We start from the raw sequence: 16,744 nt of genomic DNA on the forward strand, positions 1-16,744 counted from the left end.
TGGCTCCGACATGACGACCACCTGGACCGCCGCCCACCGCGCCGCCGCCATCAACCCCCACGAAAACCTCGCCCTCTTCGAGTCCCGCGGCTTCACCGACCAGACCGTCCGCCAGTCCCTGCGCCTGGCCGGCGGCGGCGAGGCCGTCCGCATCCACCTGACCAACCGCTACGGCTCCACCCCCCTGGAGATCGGCGGCGCCCACCTCGCGCTGCGCACCAAAGGCAGCGGCATCGACCCCGGCAGCGACACCCCGCTCCGCTTCTCCGGCACCCCCACCATCACCATCCCCGCCGGCGAGGAGACGATCAGCGACCCCGTCGAACTCCCCGTGAGCGCGGGCGAGGAACTCACCCTCAGCCTCTACCTGCCGGGCGACACCGGACCGACCACCTTCACCGCCATGCCCTACGACACCGGACACGCCGTCCCCGGCAACCAACTGTCCGCCACCGCACTGGAAGACCCCGAGGAGTTCGCCACCGGCCACCTCCTCGCCGGCGCAGACGTCCTCGCCCCGGCCGGCACCCGCATCGCCGTCGCCTTCGGCGACTCCTGGATCGAAGGCGCCGCCACCACCCCCGGCACCGACAACAGCTTTCCCGGACAGCTCAGCCGCCGCCTGCAACGCGGCTGGATCGTCAACGCGGGCATCTCCGGCAACCGGCTCCTCACCGACGAGATCGGCGAGCACCTCCTGGCCCGCATCGACCACGACGTCCTCGCCGTCCCCGGCGTCAGCCACGTCATCATCCACATCGGGCTCAACGACCTCGGCCTGCCCGGTCACTTCGCCCACCCGGAACCCGCCGAAGGCCCCACCACGGCCGAGTTCAAGGCCGGCCTCACCACCCTCGCCGACCGCCTCCACACCGCCGGACTCACCGTCATCGGCTCCACGATCGGCCCCTACAAGGGCACCGTCCACGAGGGCTACGACACCGAGCGCGGCCAGGCCGTACGCGCCGAGGTCAACGCCTGGCTGCTCGGCGACGACCACCCCTTCGACGGGATCGTGGACGTGGCCGCCGCCGTCGCGGACCCGGACCAACCCGACCGGATCCACGACGAGTTCAACGCCGGCGACGGCCTGCACGTCAACGACGCCGGCGCGAAAGCCATCGCCGACGCCGTGGACATCACCCTGCTGGACCTCTAGAACACAGGCGTACCGTCGCGCGTGAGCCTCCAGTCCACCGACGCGAAGTCCTTCGGGTCCAGCACACCCTTCGCGGTCACCCACTCCGCGATCCGCGTCCGGATCTCCGTCGACTCCGACCACACCTCGGTTGCGGAGGCCACATGCGGGAACGCGCCGCCACCGTTCGCCCGGTAGTTGTTCACCGCGAACACGAACTTCTGAGCGTCGTCCAACGCGGCACCGTTGTACGTCAGATTCTTGATCCGCGAACCGGCCACCTGCGCGATGTCGATGTCGTACGACAGCCCCGACACGTAGTCGTAGTTGTAGTCCGGACGATTGTTCGCGTTCGTCAGCTTCTCCACGTCGACCGCCGCACCCGCCGCCGTCCGCACGAAATACTCCGCCGAGTACTCCAGGTACGCCCTGAGCTGCGCACCCGTCAGCAGCTTCGCCACCAGCGTGTTGTCGTACACGTACAGGCTGGACAGATCCCGGATCGTCACCTTGCCCGCCGGGATCTCCGAGGTCCGCGAGAACGGCGACGCCTGCGCGATCACCGGCAGCGAGGCGTACTCCGTGCCCGCCAGCGCCGCCCTGACCACATCCTCCTGGACCTTCGTGATCAGGTCGATGATCGGAGCGTCCTTGTAACGCGCCTCGACCGTCGTCAACGTCTGCGTCGCCGTACCGACGACCTGGTTGACGTACTTCACGACCACGTCATGGTCGGCCTTCAACAGCTTGGTGATCTTCGGGTCGTCCGCGACCGAGTTCGAGTTGAGCACCTTGGACGAGACCGACTCGACCGACCAACGGCCCTTCACGAAAACCAACTCGATGTCGAACAGCGACAACCGCTCCGCATACGCCAACGGCTCCGACAACACGACCGTCTTCCCGGTCTTCGTGTTGGTGACCTTCAGCTCCGGAATCTCCACATGCGCATGCCCGACCAGAATCGCGTCGATCCCCGGCACCTGCTGCGCCACCAACGCCGCCGAGTTCTCGACGTACGGCAACTGGTCACCGTACGACGACGTCCCCGACGAACCCGAGTGCGCCGACACGACCACCACGTCCGCACCCAGCGACCGCAGCTTCGGCACCCACTTCGCCGCCTGCTCCTCAAGCCCCGGGAACGTCAACTTGCCCTGCACATAGGCCTTGTCCCAGATCGCGATACCCGGGTTGGTCAGACCCAGCACCGCGACCTTCACCGGCGGCGCGCCCTTCACATGGAACTTCTTGATGAAGTACGGCGGGAAAGCGGGCTTCAGCGTCTTCGCGTCCAGCGCGTTCGCACCCAGCAGCGGGAAGTCGCACTGCTCCTCGAACTTCCGCAGCGTCTCGATGCCGTAGTTGAACTCGTGATTGCCCAGCGCCACGGCGTCGTACCCGATGGCGTTCATGGCCGCGGCCATCGGGTGGACGGGACCGCCCTTGGCCGTGATCGGGTCGACCTTCGCGTAGTAGTACGTCAGCGGCGTCCCCTGGATCGTGTCGCCCGCGTCAAGGAGCAGCGTGTTGCAGCGGCCCTTCTCCGCACGGACCTGGTTCACCAGCGTCGAGATCCGGGACAGACCCTGCGCGTTGCCCGCCGAGTCCTTGTACTCCGCGTCCTTGAAGTAGTCCCAGTTGAAGACATGACCGTGCAGATCGGTCGTGCCCATCACCGTCAGGGAGTACCGCTTCTCGTGTCCCATCTTCGCCTCCGCGGCCTGAGCCGCCGGAGCGCCCACGGCACCCGCCAGCGCGACACCCGCACCGGTCACGGCGGACTTCTCCAGGAACTTCCTGCGGTTCAAGGGCATGTCTTGATCTCCTCGGGGAACGGTCAACGACGCGCGTAGATTCTGACCCGGTCATGCCCAACGGCAACAGGTCTCGCAGGTTTCGATCTGATGACCCAACACCTAAAAACTGACAGAGTGGGTCGTTATGACCGTTCCCTACGGCACCCCCGACGCCCCCCGCATCGCCGTCCGCGGCGAGGCCCACCTCGAAGTCGACCCCGAGATCGCCCGCATCGGCGTCACCGTCGCCGCCCGCGGCAAGGACCGCCGCACCGCCCTCGACGACCTCACCCGCCGCAACGCCGGCGTCCTGGACCTGCTGAAGTCCTACGGCGACGCAGTCGAACGCCTGGAAACCGGCTCCTTCTCGGTCACCCCGGAACTCAAGGAACACGGCCGCGGCGAACGCGTCCACGCCTACCACGGCCGCGTCCACATCACGGCGGAACTGACCGACTTCACCGCACTGGGTGAACTCACGACCAGGCTGGCCGACCAGGAGTTGACGACGGTCGACGGCCCATGGTGGGCCCTCCGACGGGACTCACCCGCCTACCGCGAAGCCCGGCAACAGGCCGTACGGGAAGCGGTCCAGCGGGCGAGGGAGTACGCGGAAGCGCTGGGCACGTCGCTGGCGGCCCTTGTCGAACTCGCCGACATCGGCGCCGAGGACCCCGAACCCCGCTTCGTCGGCAAGGCCAGCCGCGCACGCTCCATGGCCTACGAAGCCGCGGCGGACACCTCAGCCGCCCCCCTCGACCTCGAACCCCAACGCCAACACGTCCACGCCCAGGTCAACGCACGCTTCACCATGGCACCGCCGAGGCTGTGAGCGACAGTTGGGATTTGCAAACGAAATGCTCATCAGAGCGGGATGGTGCACACTTCAACGCTTGTCAACAGCCCTTCACCCAAAGGTTGTTGAGTGGACATGCCTCCCCAATTCCCTACCCGCCGGTAAGGTCTAGGGTCGAAACATGCGCCGAGCAAAGATCGTCTGCACCCTGGGCCCCGCCACCCACTCGTACGACCAGATCAAAGCCCTGGTCGACGCCGGAATGGACGTAGCCCGCTTCAACCTCAGCCACGGCAGCTACGCCGAACACGAGGAGCGCTACCACCACGTCCGCAAGGCCGCCGACGAGACCGGCCGCAGCGTGGGCCTCCTCGCCGACCTTCAAGGCCCGAAGATCCGCCTCGGCCACTTCACCGAAGGACCCGTACTCCTTGAACGCGGCGACACCTTCACCATCACGGTGGAAGAGGGCGCGGAGGGGGACCAGCGGTCCTGCGGCACGACGTACGGCGGACTCGCCGAGGATGTCGCTGTGGGTGAGCGCATCCTCGTCGACGACGGCAAGGTCTGCCTCGAGGTCACGTCGGTGGAGGGCCCCCGCGTCCACACCAGGGTGGTCGAGGGCGGCATGGTCTCCGACCACAAGGGCCTGAACCTCCCGGGTGTGGCGGTCTCGGTCCCGGCGCTTTCGAAGAAGGACGAGGAGGACCTCCGCTGGGCCCTGCGCATGGGCTTCGACGTGATCGCCCTGTCCTTCGTGAGAAGTGGCCGCGACATCGTGGGCGTCCACCGGATCATGGACGAGTCGGGGCGCCGGCTGCCGGTGATCGCCAAGGTGGAGAAGCCGCAGGCGGTCGAGGAGATCGACGACATCGTCGCGGCCTTCGACGGCATCATGGTGGCCCGCGGTGACCTGGGCGTGGAGATGCCGCTGGAGCAGGTGCCGCTCGTCCAGAAGCGGGCGATCAAACTGGCCAAGCGGAACGCCAAGCCGGTGATCGTGGCGACGCAGATGCTGGACTCGATGATCGAGAACTCGCGCCCGACGCGCGCGGAGGCCTCTGACGTGGCCAACGCGGTGATCGACGGCACGGACGCGGTGATGCTGTCGGGGGAGACGAGCGTCGGCAAGTACGCGGTCGAGACGGTCCGGACGATGGCGAAGATCGTGGCGGCGGCGGAGGAGGACATCCTCGCGAAGGGGCTGCCGCCGCTGACGGAACACAACAAGCCGCGGACGCAAGGGGGCGCTGTCGCCCGGGCGGCGGCGGAGATGGGCGACTTCCTGGGCGCGAAGTTCCTGGTCGCGTTCACGCAGAGCGGGGACACGGTGAAGCGGTTGTCTCGTTACCGCTCCCCGATCCCTCTCCTGGCCTTCACCCCGGAGCCCGCAACCCGCTCGCAGCTGAGTCTGACGTGGGGTGTGGAGACGTTCCTCGGCCCGCATGTCGACTCCACGGACGCGATGGTGGACCAGGTGGACGAGCTGCTACTGAAGTACGGCCGCTGCGAGAAGGGCGACGTGGTCGTGATCACGGCCGGCTCGCCACCCGGGGTGTCCGGCTCGACGAACCTGGTCCGGGTACACCACATCGGCGAGGACGACAGTCCCAAGTAGTCGTGGTCAGTGCTTGGGGCCTACGTGGGTGTCCATGAGGGCGACTGAGGATTTGCGGGCGATGGAGATGTTGAAGGGGTCGCTGCCGCGAGCGAGGGTGGTCCACTCGACACCGACCTGGTCGAGGGTGTTGGTGAAGAGCCGCCGGATGTCGTCGGACTTGTTGGAGAAGAAGTACCGGGGGTATTCGTAGCGCTTGCGTTCACCGGCCACGAGGCGAGTGGTCCAGTTGGTGATGCGGCATCCGTCGGAGTGGATGAGGCCGCGGATGAACTCCCAGGGGTGGGCGTCGACGATGGTCTGCTGCCAGGGTTCGAAGGCGATGTGGCGCTCGTGCTTCTTGCCGGGGCCGTGCTGGGGGAACATGCAGTGCAGGTGCTTCGAGTAGACCTTCACATTGCGGCAGCCGGTCTTGCGGACGCGGCAGACTGCGTTGTCGGGAAACACCTTGCGCATCGCCTGCTCGCAGGCGTCCATCAGGCCGGGCCAGGACTCATCGCACGCGATCATGAGGTTGGGCACCCGGTGTTGGGAATAGCGGCTGATGTGGCCGTCGCCCAAGTAGAGGCCGAGCAAGTAGCTGTATGCCGCTGTGTCGAGGTCTCTGCCATCGCATCGCGGGCACTTCGGGTCGTGTCTCCCCGGGCACTCTCCGCGCTTCGCCCGGTCCAGGTGTTTCCAGTAGGCGATGGTGCCGGGTGGAACGCTGAACTTCCGAGCGACTTCTGCGTTTCTGGCGCCGCCACGCAGCAGTGCCAGCGCCTTCTGTCGAACCTCAGTGCCGTGAAAATTCATCCGGCTACTCTGAGTGAGTGATCGCGACTGCGTGCATCAAAAAGCGGATGTTCACGGGAACGTGGACATCCGCTTCTGCGTTAGAAGTGCCGGGTGCGGGACTCGAACCCGCAAGCCCTTTCGGGCAGATGTGTTTGAGACATCCGTGTATGCCATTCCACCAACCCGGCAGGACTGGCTGCACGGAAGCATACCGGGTCACCGCAGCTCCCCGCCTCTAGGTAGGCTGCATGAGCAGCAGTACCTGCCCGGCCCGTAACAAGGAGCCCCCGTGACCGCCCCCGAGTCGCCCCAGCCCGTAGACGCGCCCGACGACGACAAGTCGCACGTGCCTCCGCTGACGACCCGTGTCGTCATTGCCGAGGACGAGGCCCTGATCCGGCTCGACCTCAAAGAGATGCTGGAGGAAGAGGGCTACAGCGTCGTAGGCGAGGCCGGTGACGGTGAGCAGGCCGTCGAGCTCGCCCGTGAGCACAAGCCGGACCTCGTCATCCTCGATGTGAAGATGCCCAAGCTGGACGGGATCTCCGCGGCCGAGAAGATCGCCGAGGAGCGGATCGCCCCGGTGCTGATGCTCACCGCCTTCTCGCAGCGGGACCTGGTGGAGCGGGCCCGTGACGCCGGTGCGATGGCGTATCTCGTGAAGCCCTTCAGCAAGAGTGATGTCGTGCCGGCGATCGAGATGGCTGTCTCGCGGTTCACGGAGCTCAGGGAGCTGGAGAACGAGGTCGCGGACCTCACCCTGCGCCTGGAGACCCGCAAGCTCGTCGACCGGGCGAAGTCGATTCTTCAGACGTCGTACGGGCTGACCGAGCCCGCCGCGTTCCGGTGGATCCAGAAGACCTCGATGGACCGGCGCATGTCGATGCAGCAGGTCGCGGAGGCCGTGATCCAGGACGCGGACGAGAAGAAGGCCAACAAGGGCTGAACCCCGGCGGCCACGAAAGACCAAGGCCCGCGTCCCCAGTAGGGGGCGCGGGCCTCGTCGTACGGCCGATGAGTCAGTCTTCGCCGAGGTATGCCTTGCGGACCGACTCGTCGTGGAGGAGGTCTTGTCCGGTGCCGGACAGGACGATGTTGCCGACTTCCATGACGTGTCCCTGGTCGGCGAGCGAGAGCGCCGCCTGGGCGTTCTGCTCGACGAGGAGGATCGTCGTGCCCTGGGACTTCAGCTCGACGATGGTCGACATGATCTTCTGCATCATGATCGGGGAGAGGCCCATGGAGGGCTCGTCGAGCATCAGGAGCTTGGGCTGGGACATGAGCGCGCGGCCCATGGCCAGCATCTGCTGTTCGCCGCCGGAGAGCGTGCCTGCCGCCTGGTTGCGGCGTTCGCCGAGGATCGGGAAGAGCTCGTAGGTGCGCTGTACGTCCTTTTCGATGCCCTCCTTGTCCTTGCGGAGGAAGGCTCCGAGCTGGAGGTTCTCGAAGATCGTCAGGCGGGGGAAGATGTGCCGGCCTTCGGGGGAGTGGGCGAGTCCGAAGGAGACGATCTTGTGGGCGGGAATGCCGGCCAGGGGCTTGCCGTCGAAGAGGATCTTGCCGGAGGTCGGCTTCAGCAGGCCCGAGAGCGTGCGCAGTGTCGTGGTCTTTCCGGCGCCGTTGGTGCCGATGAGGGTGACGACCTGGCCGGCTTCGACGCTGAAGGAGATGCCTTTGACGGCTTCGATCTTGCCGTAGGAGACCCGGAGGTCCTCGACTTCGAGGAGTGCGGTCACTGGGCTTCTCCCTTGGTGCCGGTGGTGCTCTCCGCTTCGGCCGCGTCGGTCGCGGCGGCTTCCGTCGCGCCGGGGTCGCCGTCGAAGGGTTCGCCGAGGTAGGCGGCGATGACGCGTTCGTCGGCCTGGACGACGTCGGAGGTGCCTTCGACGAGTTTTTCGCCCTGGACGAGGACGGCGACGCGGTCGGAGAGGTTGAAGACGAAGCGCATGTCGTGCTCGATGAGGAGGACGGCGATGCCCTTGTCGCGGATGGCGAAGACCAACTCTTCGGTGGCGCGCGTCTCTTGGGGGTTCATGCCGGCGGTGGGCTCGTCCAGGAGGAGCAGGCCGGGGTCGGAGGCGAGTGCGCGGGCGATCTCCAGCTTGCGCTGTTCGCCGTAGGGGAGGTTGCGGGCGAGGTGGTCGCGCTTGGCCTCCAGGCCGATGAACTCAAGGAGTTCCATGGCCCGTTCCTCGCTGGCCTTCTCCGCCTTCTTGAAGCCGGGGCCGCGGAGCAGTGCCGACCAGAGGCCTTCCTTGGTCCGCGTGTGGCGGCCTACGAGGACGTTCTCGAGGACCGTCATGTTGGAGAACAGGCGGATGTTCTGGAAGGTGCGGGCGATGCCGGCCTGGGTCACCAGGTGGGGCTTGGGCGGGAGGACGGTGCCCTTGTAGGAGACCGTGCCTTCCGTGGGGACGTACAGGCCGGTGAGGCAGTTGAAGAAGGTGGTCTTGCCTGCGCCGTTGGGGCCGATGAGGCCGACGATCTCGCCGGAGTTGACGGTGAAGTCGACCGAGCGGACGGCGGTGAGGCCGCCGAAGCGCATGGTGACGTTGCGGGCTTCGAGTACAGGTGTCGTCATGGTGCTCACGCCCCCGCCTTGGTGACGGCGGCCGGTTCGCCGGACAGCGTCGTTTGTTCTGGTATGTCGAGTTGGCCGGTCTCGTGGAATTCGAGTTGGTTGCGGCGGTTGGCGATGATGCCTTCGGGGCGGAAGCGCATCAGCAGGATGAGGGCGATGCCGAAGGCGAGCAGCGACTTGTCCTGGAGGAAGACGAGCTTCTCCGGGAGGAGGTAGAGCAGGGCGGCGCCGAGGATGGGGCCGGCGACCGTGCCCATGCCGCCGAGGACGACCGCGGCGAGCAGGAAGGCGGAGTTCGGGGGCGTGGAGCCGGCGAACTGGTACGGCGTCGGGACGACGCTGTAGGTGACGTGGGCGCTGACGGTGCCGGCGAGGCCGGCGAGGGTGGCGCCGAGGGCGAAGGCGATGAGTTTGACGCGGAAGCCGTTGATGCCCATGGCGGTGGCGGCGGTTTCGTCTTCGCGGATGGCGATCCAGGAGCGGCCGATGCGGGAGTCGGCGGCGCGGGTGTAGACCAGGACCACGAGGGCCATGATCAGCACCATGAGGAGGTAGTAGTTGGCGAAGCGGCCGAGGGTGAAGCCGCCGATGTCGTGTGCTTCGCCGAGGTTGAACCCGAGGAGGTTGAGGTCCGGGATGGCCGGGATGCCGTTGGGTCCGTTGGTGAGGTCGGGGCCGGAGTCGCCGTCCATGTTGTTGACGGCGATGCGGAAGATCTCTCCGAAGCCGAGGGTGACGATGGCGAGGTAGTCGCCGCGCAGTCGCAGGGTGGGGGCGCCGATGAGGACGCCGAAGACGAGCGATGCGGCGGCGCCGGTGAGGGCGGCGGCCCAGAAGGGGAAGTGGACGCCGGAGAAGCGGGAGAACTCGGAGCCGGAGACGAGGGCGGCGGTGTAGGCGCCGACGCCGAGGAAGGCGACGTATCCGAGGTCGAGGAGGCCCGCGAGGCCGACGACGATGTTGAGGCCCAGGGCGACGGTCCCGAAGATCAGGATGTTGACGCCGATGTTGGCGTAGTGGTCGTTGGTCTGGGTGAAGGGGAACGCGATCGCGGCGGCGAAGCCCATGGCGAGCGTGAAGCTGCGGTTGCGGGCGACGATCCGGGAGAAGCGGTCGTTGAGGCCTGCGGTGTGCAGGGCCCAGACGGCGAAGACGACGACGATGAGGTAGCCGACGAAGAGTTCGCCGTACTCGGTGTCGATGCCGTAGGTGAACACCGCCAGGCCGATGATCGTGACGATCGTGATGATCGCGCGCTCGAGCCAGGGGCTGAGGGGCTGGGCGGGGGGGATGCCGTCGGGCTTGGCGAGGTACGCCTTGAGGTTCTCCTTGGCGCTCGCGGTGCGAGGCTCGGGGAGGGCGAAGGCGCCGATGACGGGCAGGAGGGAGGCGATGGCCGCGACCCAGCCGCCCGGTTCGAGGTTGGCGAGTCCGCCGAGTTCGACGGCGATCGAGACGATCGTGTACCAGGTGACGCCGAAGCCGCCGAGGGCGGTGAGCGCCAGGGGTGCGTTGTTGCGGGCGGGTATGAGGCCGCGCAGGGGGCGGATGTCGTACGCCGCGAGGGCGAACAGGGTGGTGAGGAGACCGGCGATGAAGGTCAGCCACTGGAGGCCGCCGGGGTAGCCGGTGATGGTGAGGTCGCCGGGGAACTCGCTGGTCCAGGTCCAGGCGAGGAAGGCGGAGGCGGCGGTGGCGATGCCTCCGGCGAGGAGGAGCGCGCGGGCCGCGGCGAGGGGCAGCGGGATCAGGCCGCGAGTGGTGGTGTCGGTCATCGTGATCACGCCCTGTCCGCTACGCGTTCGCCGAGCAGGCCTTGTGGCCTGACGAGGAGGACGAGGATGAGCAGGCAGAAGGCCCAGACGTCCTTCCAGGAGCCGCCGCCGAAGAGGTGCATACCGGGGATGTCGTCGATGTAGGCGGAGGCGAGGGTCTCGGCGACGCCGAGGACCAGGCCGCCGAGCATGGCGCCGTAGATGTTGCCGATGCCGCCGAGGACGGCTGCGGTGAAGGCCTTGAGGCCCATCAGGAAGCCCATGCGGTAGTCGATGCTGCCGTACTTGAGGCCGTAGGCGACGGCGGCGACGGCGGCGAAGAACCCGCCGATGGCGAAGGCGATCACGATGATGCGGTTGGTGTCGATGCCCATGAGCTGTGCGGTGTCCGGGTCCTGGGCGGTGGCCTGCATGGCGCGGCCGGTGCGGGACTTGCGGACGAAGAACGCGAGGGCGGACATGCAGACGATGGCGGCGACCACGAGGAAGATGTCGGCGTCCTTGATGGTGACGGAGCCTATGTCGTGGGTGCCGTCGAGGCCGGGGAAGGCGACGGCGCGGTCGGCGCGGGGGTAGAAGTTGCGGACGACTTCCTGGAGGGCCAGGGAGAGACCGATCGCGGTGATGAGCGGTGCGAGCCGTGGGGCTCCGCGCAGGGGCCGGTAGGCAAACCGTTCCGCTCCGACGGCGATGAGGATGGCGACTATTCCGCCGCCTATCAGCATCAGGGGGACGGCGAGAGCCATAGAGGTGCCGTCGGGCAAGAGGTAGAAGTAGACCGTGAAGGCGCCGAAGGCGCCGGTCATGAAGATCTCGCCGTGCGCGAAGTTGATGAGCTGGACGATGCCGTACACCATCGTGTAGCCGATGGCGATCAGCCCGTACATCGAGCCCAGAAGCAGCCCGTTGGCCAGCTGCTGCGGCAGGGTGTTCACCGCGTGGCCTCCATTGTCGCTGGTGGTCGTGTGCACATATCGCGTGCTGGGGTGGGGTGTGGCAAGGGCCGCGCGGTCGGGGTCCCCTCCCGCGCGGCCCGTGGTGGTGTTGCTGTGCGCTGCTGGGCCTGGCCTAGCCGAGGTCGGCGGTGCCGGTCTTCACAGCCTTCCACGCACCCTTGGTGACCTGGTAGACGGTCAGCTGCTTGTTGGTGGTGTCGCCGTACTGGTCGAAGGCGACCTTGCCGGAGATGCCCTCGAAGTCGGACTTCTGGACGCCGTCGACGACGGAGGAGCGCAGGGCGTTGATGTCGCTGGGGACCTTGCCGTCGTTGGCGTCGACGGCGGCCTTCACGGCCTTGATGATGGCGGTGGTGGCGTCGTAGGAGTACGCGCCGTAGGCGCCGTAGTCACCCTTGTAGCCCTTGGACTTGTACGTCTCGATGAACGTCTTGGCGGCGGGCAGGGTGTCGGCGGGGACACCGACGGCCGTGGCGAGGTCGCCCTCGGAGGAGGTGCCCGCGGTCTCGATGTACGTGGAGGCGAACATGCCGTCACCGCCGAAGAGCGGGACCTTGACTCCGCCGCCCTTGAGCTGCTTGGTGATCAGGGAGGACTCGTCGTACTGGCCGCCGTAGTAGAGCAGGTCGGCGCCGGAGTTCTTGACCTTGGTGACGAGGGAACCGAAGTCCTTGTCGCCGGTGTTGACGTGGTCGGTGCCGACGACGGTGCCGCCGAGCTTCTTGAACTGCTCGTTGAAGATCTTCGCGAGGCCGGCGCCGTAGGTCTGCTTGTCGTCGACGACGAAGACCTTCTTCTTCTTGAGGCCGTTGTACGCGTAGTCGGCGGCGAAGCTGCCCTGGAGCTCGTCGGTGGTGGCGGTGCGGAAGTACGTCTTGTACGGCCGCTTCTTGTCCGTCTGCCAGTTCTTGCCCTGGGTCAGCTCGGGGTTGGTGTTCGAGGGGGAGATCTGGACCATGTTGGCCGAGGAGAACACCTGCTGCATGGTCTGGGCGACGCCGGAGTTCAGCGGGCCGACGGCGCCGACGGCGGTCTTGTCGCCGGTGATGGTGGTGGCGTTGGACTGACCGGTGGCGGGCTGCGCCTTGTCGTCGTAGGCCTTCAGCTTGAAGGTGACGCCGGGGACGAGCTTGTTCTTGTTGGCGTCGTCGACGGCGATCTGAGCGCCGTACTGGATGCCGAGACCCGTGGTGGAGTTCTCGCCGGAGAGCGGGGCGTCCACGCCGATCGTCAGGGTGGTGCCACCCCCGCCTTCGCTGTCGCCGCCACTGTCGTCTCGGGAGCCGCAGGCGGTGAGCGTCAGAGCTCCAGTCGCGAAGACGGAGGTCAGTATCACCATGGAACGTCGCACAATCAGGTCCTTTCCGCAGGCACACGCGCCCTCGTGGGTGCGGCCTTGTGCCGCGCTGGTACCGAACTCCCGATGGAGCGGTGACTGGCCGTGACTCTAAGCCCGGTTTGCAGGCAGGGGCATCGCTGTGCGCTGGCTTGTGACTTTCTTGTTATGACGGGGTGGATGGTGCGCTTCCGCCGAGGGGGCTCTCAGCCGGTTTGGCGGAATTTCCCCTCAGTCCGCATTTTGAGAACCTGCACTTCCGCTTGGCCGTCCGGCCTGTGACGCCGTCCCAGTGGCGCAGGCGCCTCGAAGGAGCTCGAAAAGGTCGTGGGAGTAGGCCCGGCCGAAGATGAAACTGTGGTGTTGTATTGCGCGCGTGTTACGGAGCGTCACGTCAAGAAATGGTAGGTCGGCATTCAGCGGCAGACCCGAACAGTCGGAAACCGATATCTCCACGGTGACCCGGCGGGTCGTGCCGGGGTGCACGGTGAAGGCCTCGGGCAGGGCGTGGGCGGTGAGGCCGGTGAAGGCGGCGCCGGTGACCCGGAGGGTGACGGGGGGTCCGCTGCGGACGTCGACGGCGAAGCGGAAGCGGCCGCTGGTGGGGTGGGCGCCGGCGGTTTCGGGGAGTCCGGCGGGTCCGAGGTACCGCCAGGCGGTGACGTTGGCGGGCCAGGGGACGGGGGTGTCCGGGACCTTCGTGCGGTGCTCGTCGGCCAGAACGCGGGGGAGGAGGATGCCGGCCGCGAGCAGGGTGAGCGCGGCCGTTGCCAGAGTGGTCCTGCGGGCCCTGGGCGACACAGCTTCTCCCACCGCGATGTCCAACGGTCCGTCAGGCGTGTCGCGTCGGCGCCGATGACGTCGTGACTCTCCCCCGCCGCCGGTGAGTTGACGGGCTCGACGGGGCCGATTCCGGTCATGGGAGAACGGTAGGGGTGCCGGGGGTTCGTGCCCAGTCGGTGTGCGCCCCAGGGCCTGCCCGGCGGGTCATGCCGACGTCGCGGGGTCTGGCACGCACTCCCCCAAGGGGGACCCCAGCCGCGTTGTCGTCCCCTTGCCCACCTCTCGGATTCGCTCGAGCGGGGGGACACCCATGACCCCGCTCACCCGCACTGATCAGGCACCGGTGCGTGAAGTCGGCCCCGATCCGCCGGACAGGCCCTAGCGGCCGGGGGCGTCCCGGAGCAGGCAGGTGAGTCGGGCGGTGCAGACGCGTCGGCCCTCCTCGTCGCTGATCACGATCTCGTACGTCGCGGTGGAGCGCCCCCGGTGCACCGGTGTGGCCACTCCGGTGACCAGCCCGGAGCGGGCGCCGCGGTGGTGTGTGCAGTTCAGGTCGACTCCCACCGCGATCTTCGAACTCCCGGCGTGCAGCATGGAGCCGACGGATCCCAGGGTTTCGGCGAGCACGGCCGAGGCGCCTCCGTGCAGCAGCCCGTACGGCTGGGTGTTGCCCTCGACGGGCATGGTGCCGACGACCCGTTCCGCCGAGGCCTCGACGATCTGCACGCCCATGCGGGTGCCCAGGTGGCCGGCCGAGAACATGGCGACGAGGTCGACGCCGAGCGCCGCGTACTCGTCGATGACCTCTTGGGGAAACGTGGCGTGCTGCTGCTCACCCATGGGGCGGGCTCCGTTCGTCCTGGTCGCTACGACTGCCTGCGCTGAGCAAACGCTCAGTCGATCGCCGATTGTTCCAGACGCACCACGACGGACTTGCTGGCCGGGGTGTTGCTGGTGTCGGCGGTGGCGTCCAGCGGCACCAGGACGTTGGTCTCGGGGTAGTAGGCGGCCGCGCATCCCCGGGCCGTCGGATAGTGCACGACGCGGAATCCCGGTGCGCGCCGCTCCACGCCGTCCTTCCACTCGCTGACGAGGTCGACGTAGGACCCGTCGGCGAGCCGGAGCCTGTCGGCGTCCTCTGGGTTGACCAGGACGACCCGGCGGCCGTTCTTGATGCCCCGGTAGCGGTCGTCGAGGCCGTAGATCGTGGTGTTGTACTGGTCGTGCGAGCGCAGCGTCTGCAGCAGCAGCCGTCCCTCGGGCAGTTCGGGGTACTCGACGGGCGCGGCGGTGAAGTTGGCCTTGCCGGTGGCGGTGGGGAAGCGGCGCTCGTCGCGCGGGGCGTGCGGGAGGGTGAAGCCGCCGGGCCGGGCCACGCGCGCGTTGAAGTCCTCGAAGCCGGGGATCACGCGGGCGATGCGGTCGCGGATGGTGGCGTAGTCCTTCTCGAACTCCTCCCACGGCACGCGGCTGTTCTCGCCGAGGACCCGGCGGGCCAGCCGGCACACGATGGCGGGCTCGGACAGCAGGTGTCCGCTCGCGGGCTCCAGGCGGCCGCGGGAGGCGTGCACCATGCCCATGGAGTCCTCGACGGTCACGAACTGCTCGCCGCTGCCCTGGAGGTCGCGTTCGGTGCGGCCGAGCGTGGGCAGGATCAGGGCACGCGCGCCCGTGACCGCGTGCGAGCGGTTGAGCTTGGTCGACACGTGCACGGTCAGCCGGGCGCGCCGCATGGCGGCTTCGGTGACGTCGGTGTCGGGGGAGGCGGAGACGAAGTTGCCGCCCATGGCGAAGAAGACCTTGGCCTCGCCGTCGCGCAGGGCGCGGATGGCGCGGACGACGTCGAAGCCGTGCTCGCGCGGCGGGGCGAAGCCGAACTCCTTCTCCAGGGCGTCAAGGAAGGCGGGCGCGGGACGCTCGAAGATGCCCATGGTGCGGTCGCCCTGGACGTTGGAGTGGCCGCGGACCGGGCAGACGCCGGCGCCCGGGCGGCCGATGTTGCCGCGCAGGAGAAGGAAGTTGACGACCTCGCGGATGGTCGGCACGGAGTGCTTGTGCTGGGTGAGGCCCATGGCCCAGCAGACGATGGTCCGCTCGGAGGCGAGGACCATGGCGAGGGTTTCCTCGATCTCCCCCCGGGACAGACCGGTCGCGGTGAGCGTCTCGTCCCAGTCGGCGGCGCGGGCGGCCTCGGCGAACTCCTCGTAGCCATGGGTGTGTTCGCGGACGAAGGCCTCGTCGACGGCCCCCTGCGTCTCCAGGATCAGTTTGTTGAGGAGGCGGAAGAGGGCCTGGTCGCCGCCGATGCGGATCTGCAGGAACAGGTCGGTGAGCGCGGCGCCCTTGAGCATGCCCTGGGGGGTCTGCGGGTTCTTGAAGCGCTCCAGGCCGGCCTCGGGCAGCGGGTTGACGCTGATGATCCTCGCGCCGTTCGCCTTGGCCTTCTCCAGGGCGGAGAGCATGCGGGGGTGGTTGGTCCCCGGGTTCTGGCCGGCGACGATGATCAGGTCGGCCTTGTAGAGGTCGTCGAGCAGGACGCTGCCCTTGCCGATGCCGATGGTCTCGCTGAGCGCCGAACCGGACGACTCGTGGCACATGTTGGAGCAGTCCGGCAGGTTGTTCGTGCCGAGCTCGCGGGCGAAGAGCTGGTAGAGGAACGCGGCCTCGTTGCTGGTGCGGCCCGAGGTGTAGAAGACGGACTCGTCGGGGGAGTCGAGGGCGGCGATCTCCTCGGCGATGATGTCGAAGGCGCGCTCCCAGGTCACCGGTTCGTAGTGGGTGCCGCCCTCGGGGACGTACATGGGGTGGGTGAGCCGCCCCTGCTGGCCCAGCCAGTAGCCGCTCCTGGTCGCGAGGTCGGCGACGGGGTGCGCGGCGAAGAACTCCGGGGTGATCCGGCGCAGGGTGGCTTCCTCGGCGACCGCCTTCGCGCCGTTCTCGCAGAACTCCGCCGCGTGCCGGTGGTCGGGCTCGGGCCAGGCGCAGCCCGGGCAGTCGAAGCCGTCCTTCTGGTTGACGCGCAGCAGTGTCAGCGCGGTGCGCTTCACGCCCATCTGCTGCTGGGCGATCCGCAGGGTGTGGCCGATGGCCGGGAGGCCGGCCGCCGCGTGCTTCGGTTCGGTGACCTGCGGAGCGTCCTGAACCGGATCACCCTTGGGCGGCTTCGTGGCCATCGGACTCTCTCC

Annotated in this window: 14 protein-coding genes and 1 tRNA gene; 4 read left to right on the top strand and 11 right to left on the bottom strand. The window is 67.9% G+C overall.

What is annotated here, in order from left to right; genetic code table 11:
• Nucleotides 1-10: 10 nt before the first annotated feature.
• Entirely contained in the window at nt 11-1,159 is a 1,149-nt protein-coding gene (locus M2157_RS35635; RefSeq protein WP_280856946.1) for a GDSL-type esterase/lipase family protein, read from the top strand.
• Here M2157_RS35635 and M2157_RS35640 read toward each other — a convergent pair.
• Entirely contained in the window at nt 1,156-2,955 is a 1,800-nt protein-coding gene (locus tag M2157_RS35640) for a 5'-nucleotidase C-terminal domain-containing protein (protein ID WP_280856945.1), read from the bottom strand. The two genes, M2157_RS35635 and M2157_RS35640, sit on opposite strands and share 4 nt — an antisense overlap.
• A gap of 127 nt (nt 2,956-3,082) precedes the next feature.
• On the opposite strand from M2157_RS35640, the gene M2157_RS35645 reads away from it, so the two are divergent.
• Both M2157_RS35645 and pyk read left to right on the top strand, forming a co-directional pair.
• Nucleotides 3,083-3,769 carry an SIMPL domain-containing protein gene (locus tag M2157_RS35645; protein ID WP_280856944.1) on the top strand — a complete coding sequence of 229 codons (687 nt, stop codon included), beginning with the start codon at nt 3,083-3,085 and terminating at the stop codon, nt 3,767-3,769.
• Nucleotides 3,770-3,914: 145 nt separating this feature from the next.
• Complete coding sequence (pyk, locus tag M2157_RS35650) at nt 3,915-5,351, top strand: pyruvate kinase (protein WP_280856943.1); 1,437 nt, start codon at nt 3,915-3,917, stop codon at nt 5,349-5,351.
• A 6-nt stretch (nt 5,352-5,357) separates the two neighbouring features.
• Here pyk and M2157_RS35655 read toward each other — a convergent pair whose 3' ends face one another.
• Nucleotides 5,358-6,146, bottom strand: a complete 789-nt coding sequence (locus M2157_RS35655) for a helix-turn-helix domain-containing protein (protein ID WP_280856942.1) — start codon at nt 6,144-6,146, stop codon at nt 5,358-5,360.
• A gap of 87 nt (nt 6,147-6,233) precedes the next feature.
• Nucleotides 6,234-6,316 (bottom strand) — tRNA-Leu (locus M2157_RS35660).
• A gap of 101 nt (nt 6,317-6,417) precedes the next feature.
• On the opposite strand from M2157_RS35660, the gene M2157_RS35665 reads away from it, so the two are divergent.
• Nucleotides 6,418-7,074 carry a response regulator gene (locus M2157_RS35665; protein WP_031041938.1) on the top strand — a complete coding sequence of 219 codons (657 nt, stop codon included), beginning with the start codon at nt 6,418-6,420 and terminating at the stop codon, nt 7,072-7,074.
• Nucleotides 7,075-7,147: 73 nt separating this feature from the next.
• On the opposite strand, the gene M2157_RS35670 is transcribed toward M2157_RS35665, so the two are convergent.
• The 8 genes from M2157_RS35670 to M2157_RS35705 all read right to left on the bottom strand — a co-directional run bounded on the left by M2157_RS35670 (nt 7,148) and on the right by M2157_RS35705 (nt 16,732).
• Entirely contained in the window at nt 7,148-7,864 is a 717-nt protein-coding gene (locus tag M2157_RS35670) for an ABC transporter ATP-binding protein (protein WP_280867273.1), read from the bottom strand.
• Nucleotides 7,861-8,709, bottom strand: coding sequence for an ABC transporter ATP-binding protein (locus tag M2157_RS35675; protein WP_280856940.1), 849 nt, complete (start codon nt 8,707-8,709; stop codon nt 7,861-7,863). The genes M2157_RS35670 and M2157_RS35675 overlap by 4 nt, the downstream gene beginning before the upstream one ends.
• Nucleotides 8,710-8,714: 5 nt before the next feature.
• The gene (locus M2157_RS35680; protein ID WP_280856939.1) at nt 8,715-10,484 is read right to left on the bottom strand and encodes a branched-chain amino acid ABC transporter permease; all 1,770 of its coding nucleotides are present in this window, start codon (nt 10,482-10,484) and stop codon (nt 8,715-8,717) included.
• Nucleotides 10,485-10,489: 5 nt separating this feature from the next.
• A complete protein-coding gene (locus M2157_RS35685; RefSeq protein WP_280856938.1) occupies nt 10,490-11,419 on the bottom strand; it encodes a branched-chain amino acid ABC transporter permease in 930 nt (309 codons plus the stop codon).
• A gap of 133 nt (nt 11,420-11,552) precedes the next feature.
• Nucleotides 11,553-12,779, bottom strand: a complete 1,227-nt coding sequence (locus tag M2157_RS35690; RefSeq protein WP_280867274.1) for a branched-chain amino acid ABC transporter substrate-binding protein — start codon at nt 12,777-12,779, stop codon at nt 11,553-11,555.
• Nucleotides 12,780-13,007: 228 nt separating this feature from the next.
• On the bottom strand, nt 13,008-13,577 hold the full coding sequence (locus tag M2157_RS35695; protein WP_280867275.1) for a hypothetical protein: 570 nt from the start codon (nt 13,575-13,577) through the stop codon (nt 13,008-13,010).
• A gap of 360 nt (nt 13,578-13,937) precedes the next feature.
• Entirely contained in the window at nt 13,938-14,399 is a 462-nt protein-coding gene (locus tag M2157_RS35700; protein WP_069763116.1) for a hotdog fold thioesterase, read from the bottom strand.
• Between the two features lie 53 nt (nt 14,400-14,452).
• Nucleotides 14,453-16,732, bottom strand: a complete 2,280-nt coding sequence (locus M2157_RS35705; RefSeq protein WP_280867276.1) for an FdhF/YdeP family oxidoreductase — start codon at nt 16,730-16,732, stop codon at nt 14,453-14,455.
• Nucleotides 16,733-16,744: the final 12 nt, after the last annotated feature.

Origin of the sequence: Streptomyces sp. SAI-127 (assembly GCF_029894425.1) — a bacterium.
Lineage (GTDB): Bacteria > Actinomycetota > Actinomycetes > Streptomycetales > Streptomycetaceae > Streptomyces.

Bases quoted from the DNA above. Each gene is read 5' to 3' on its own strand.
- M2157_RS35690 (WP_280867274.1), bottom strand. From the start codon at position 12,779: ATGGTGATACTGACCTCCGTCTTCGCGACTGGAGCTCTGACGCTCACC.
- M2157_RS35680 (WP_280856939.1), bottom strand. From the start codon at position 10,484: ATGACCGACACCACCACTCGCGGCCTGATCCCGCTGCCCCTCGCCGCG.
- M2157_RS35700 (WP_069763116.1), bottom strand. From the start codon at position 14,399: ATGGGTGAGCAGCAGCACGCCACGTTTCCCCAAGAGGTCATCGACGAG.
- M2157_RS35640 (WP_280856945.1), bottom strand. From the start codon at position 2,955: ATGCCCTTGAACCGCAGGAAGTTCCTGGAGAAGTCCGCCGTGACCGGT.
- M2157_RS35655 (WP_280856942.1), bottom strand. From the start codon at position 6,146: ATGAATTTTCACGGCACTGAGGTTCGACAGAAGGCGCTGGCACTGCTG.
- M2157_RS35635 (WP_280856946.1), top strand. From the start codon at position 11: ATGACGACCACCTGGACCGCCGCCCACCGCGCCGCCGCCATCAACCCC.
- pyk (WP_280856943.1), top strand. From the start codon at position 3,915: ATGCGCCGAGCAAAGATCGTCTGCACCCTGGGCCCCGCCACCCACTCG.
- M2157_RS35645 (WP_280856944.1), top strand. From the start codon at position 3,083: ATGACCGTTCCCTACGGCACCCCCGACGCCCCCCGCATCGCCGTCCGC.
- M2157_RS35675 (WP_280856940.1), bottom strand. From the start codon at position 8,709: ATGACGACACCTGTACTCGAAGCCCGCAACGTCACCATGCGCTTCGGC.
- M2157_RS35705 (WP_280867276.1), bottom strand. From the start codon at position 16,732: ATGGCCACGAAGCCGCCCAAGGGTGATCCGGTTCAGGACGCTCCGCAG.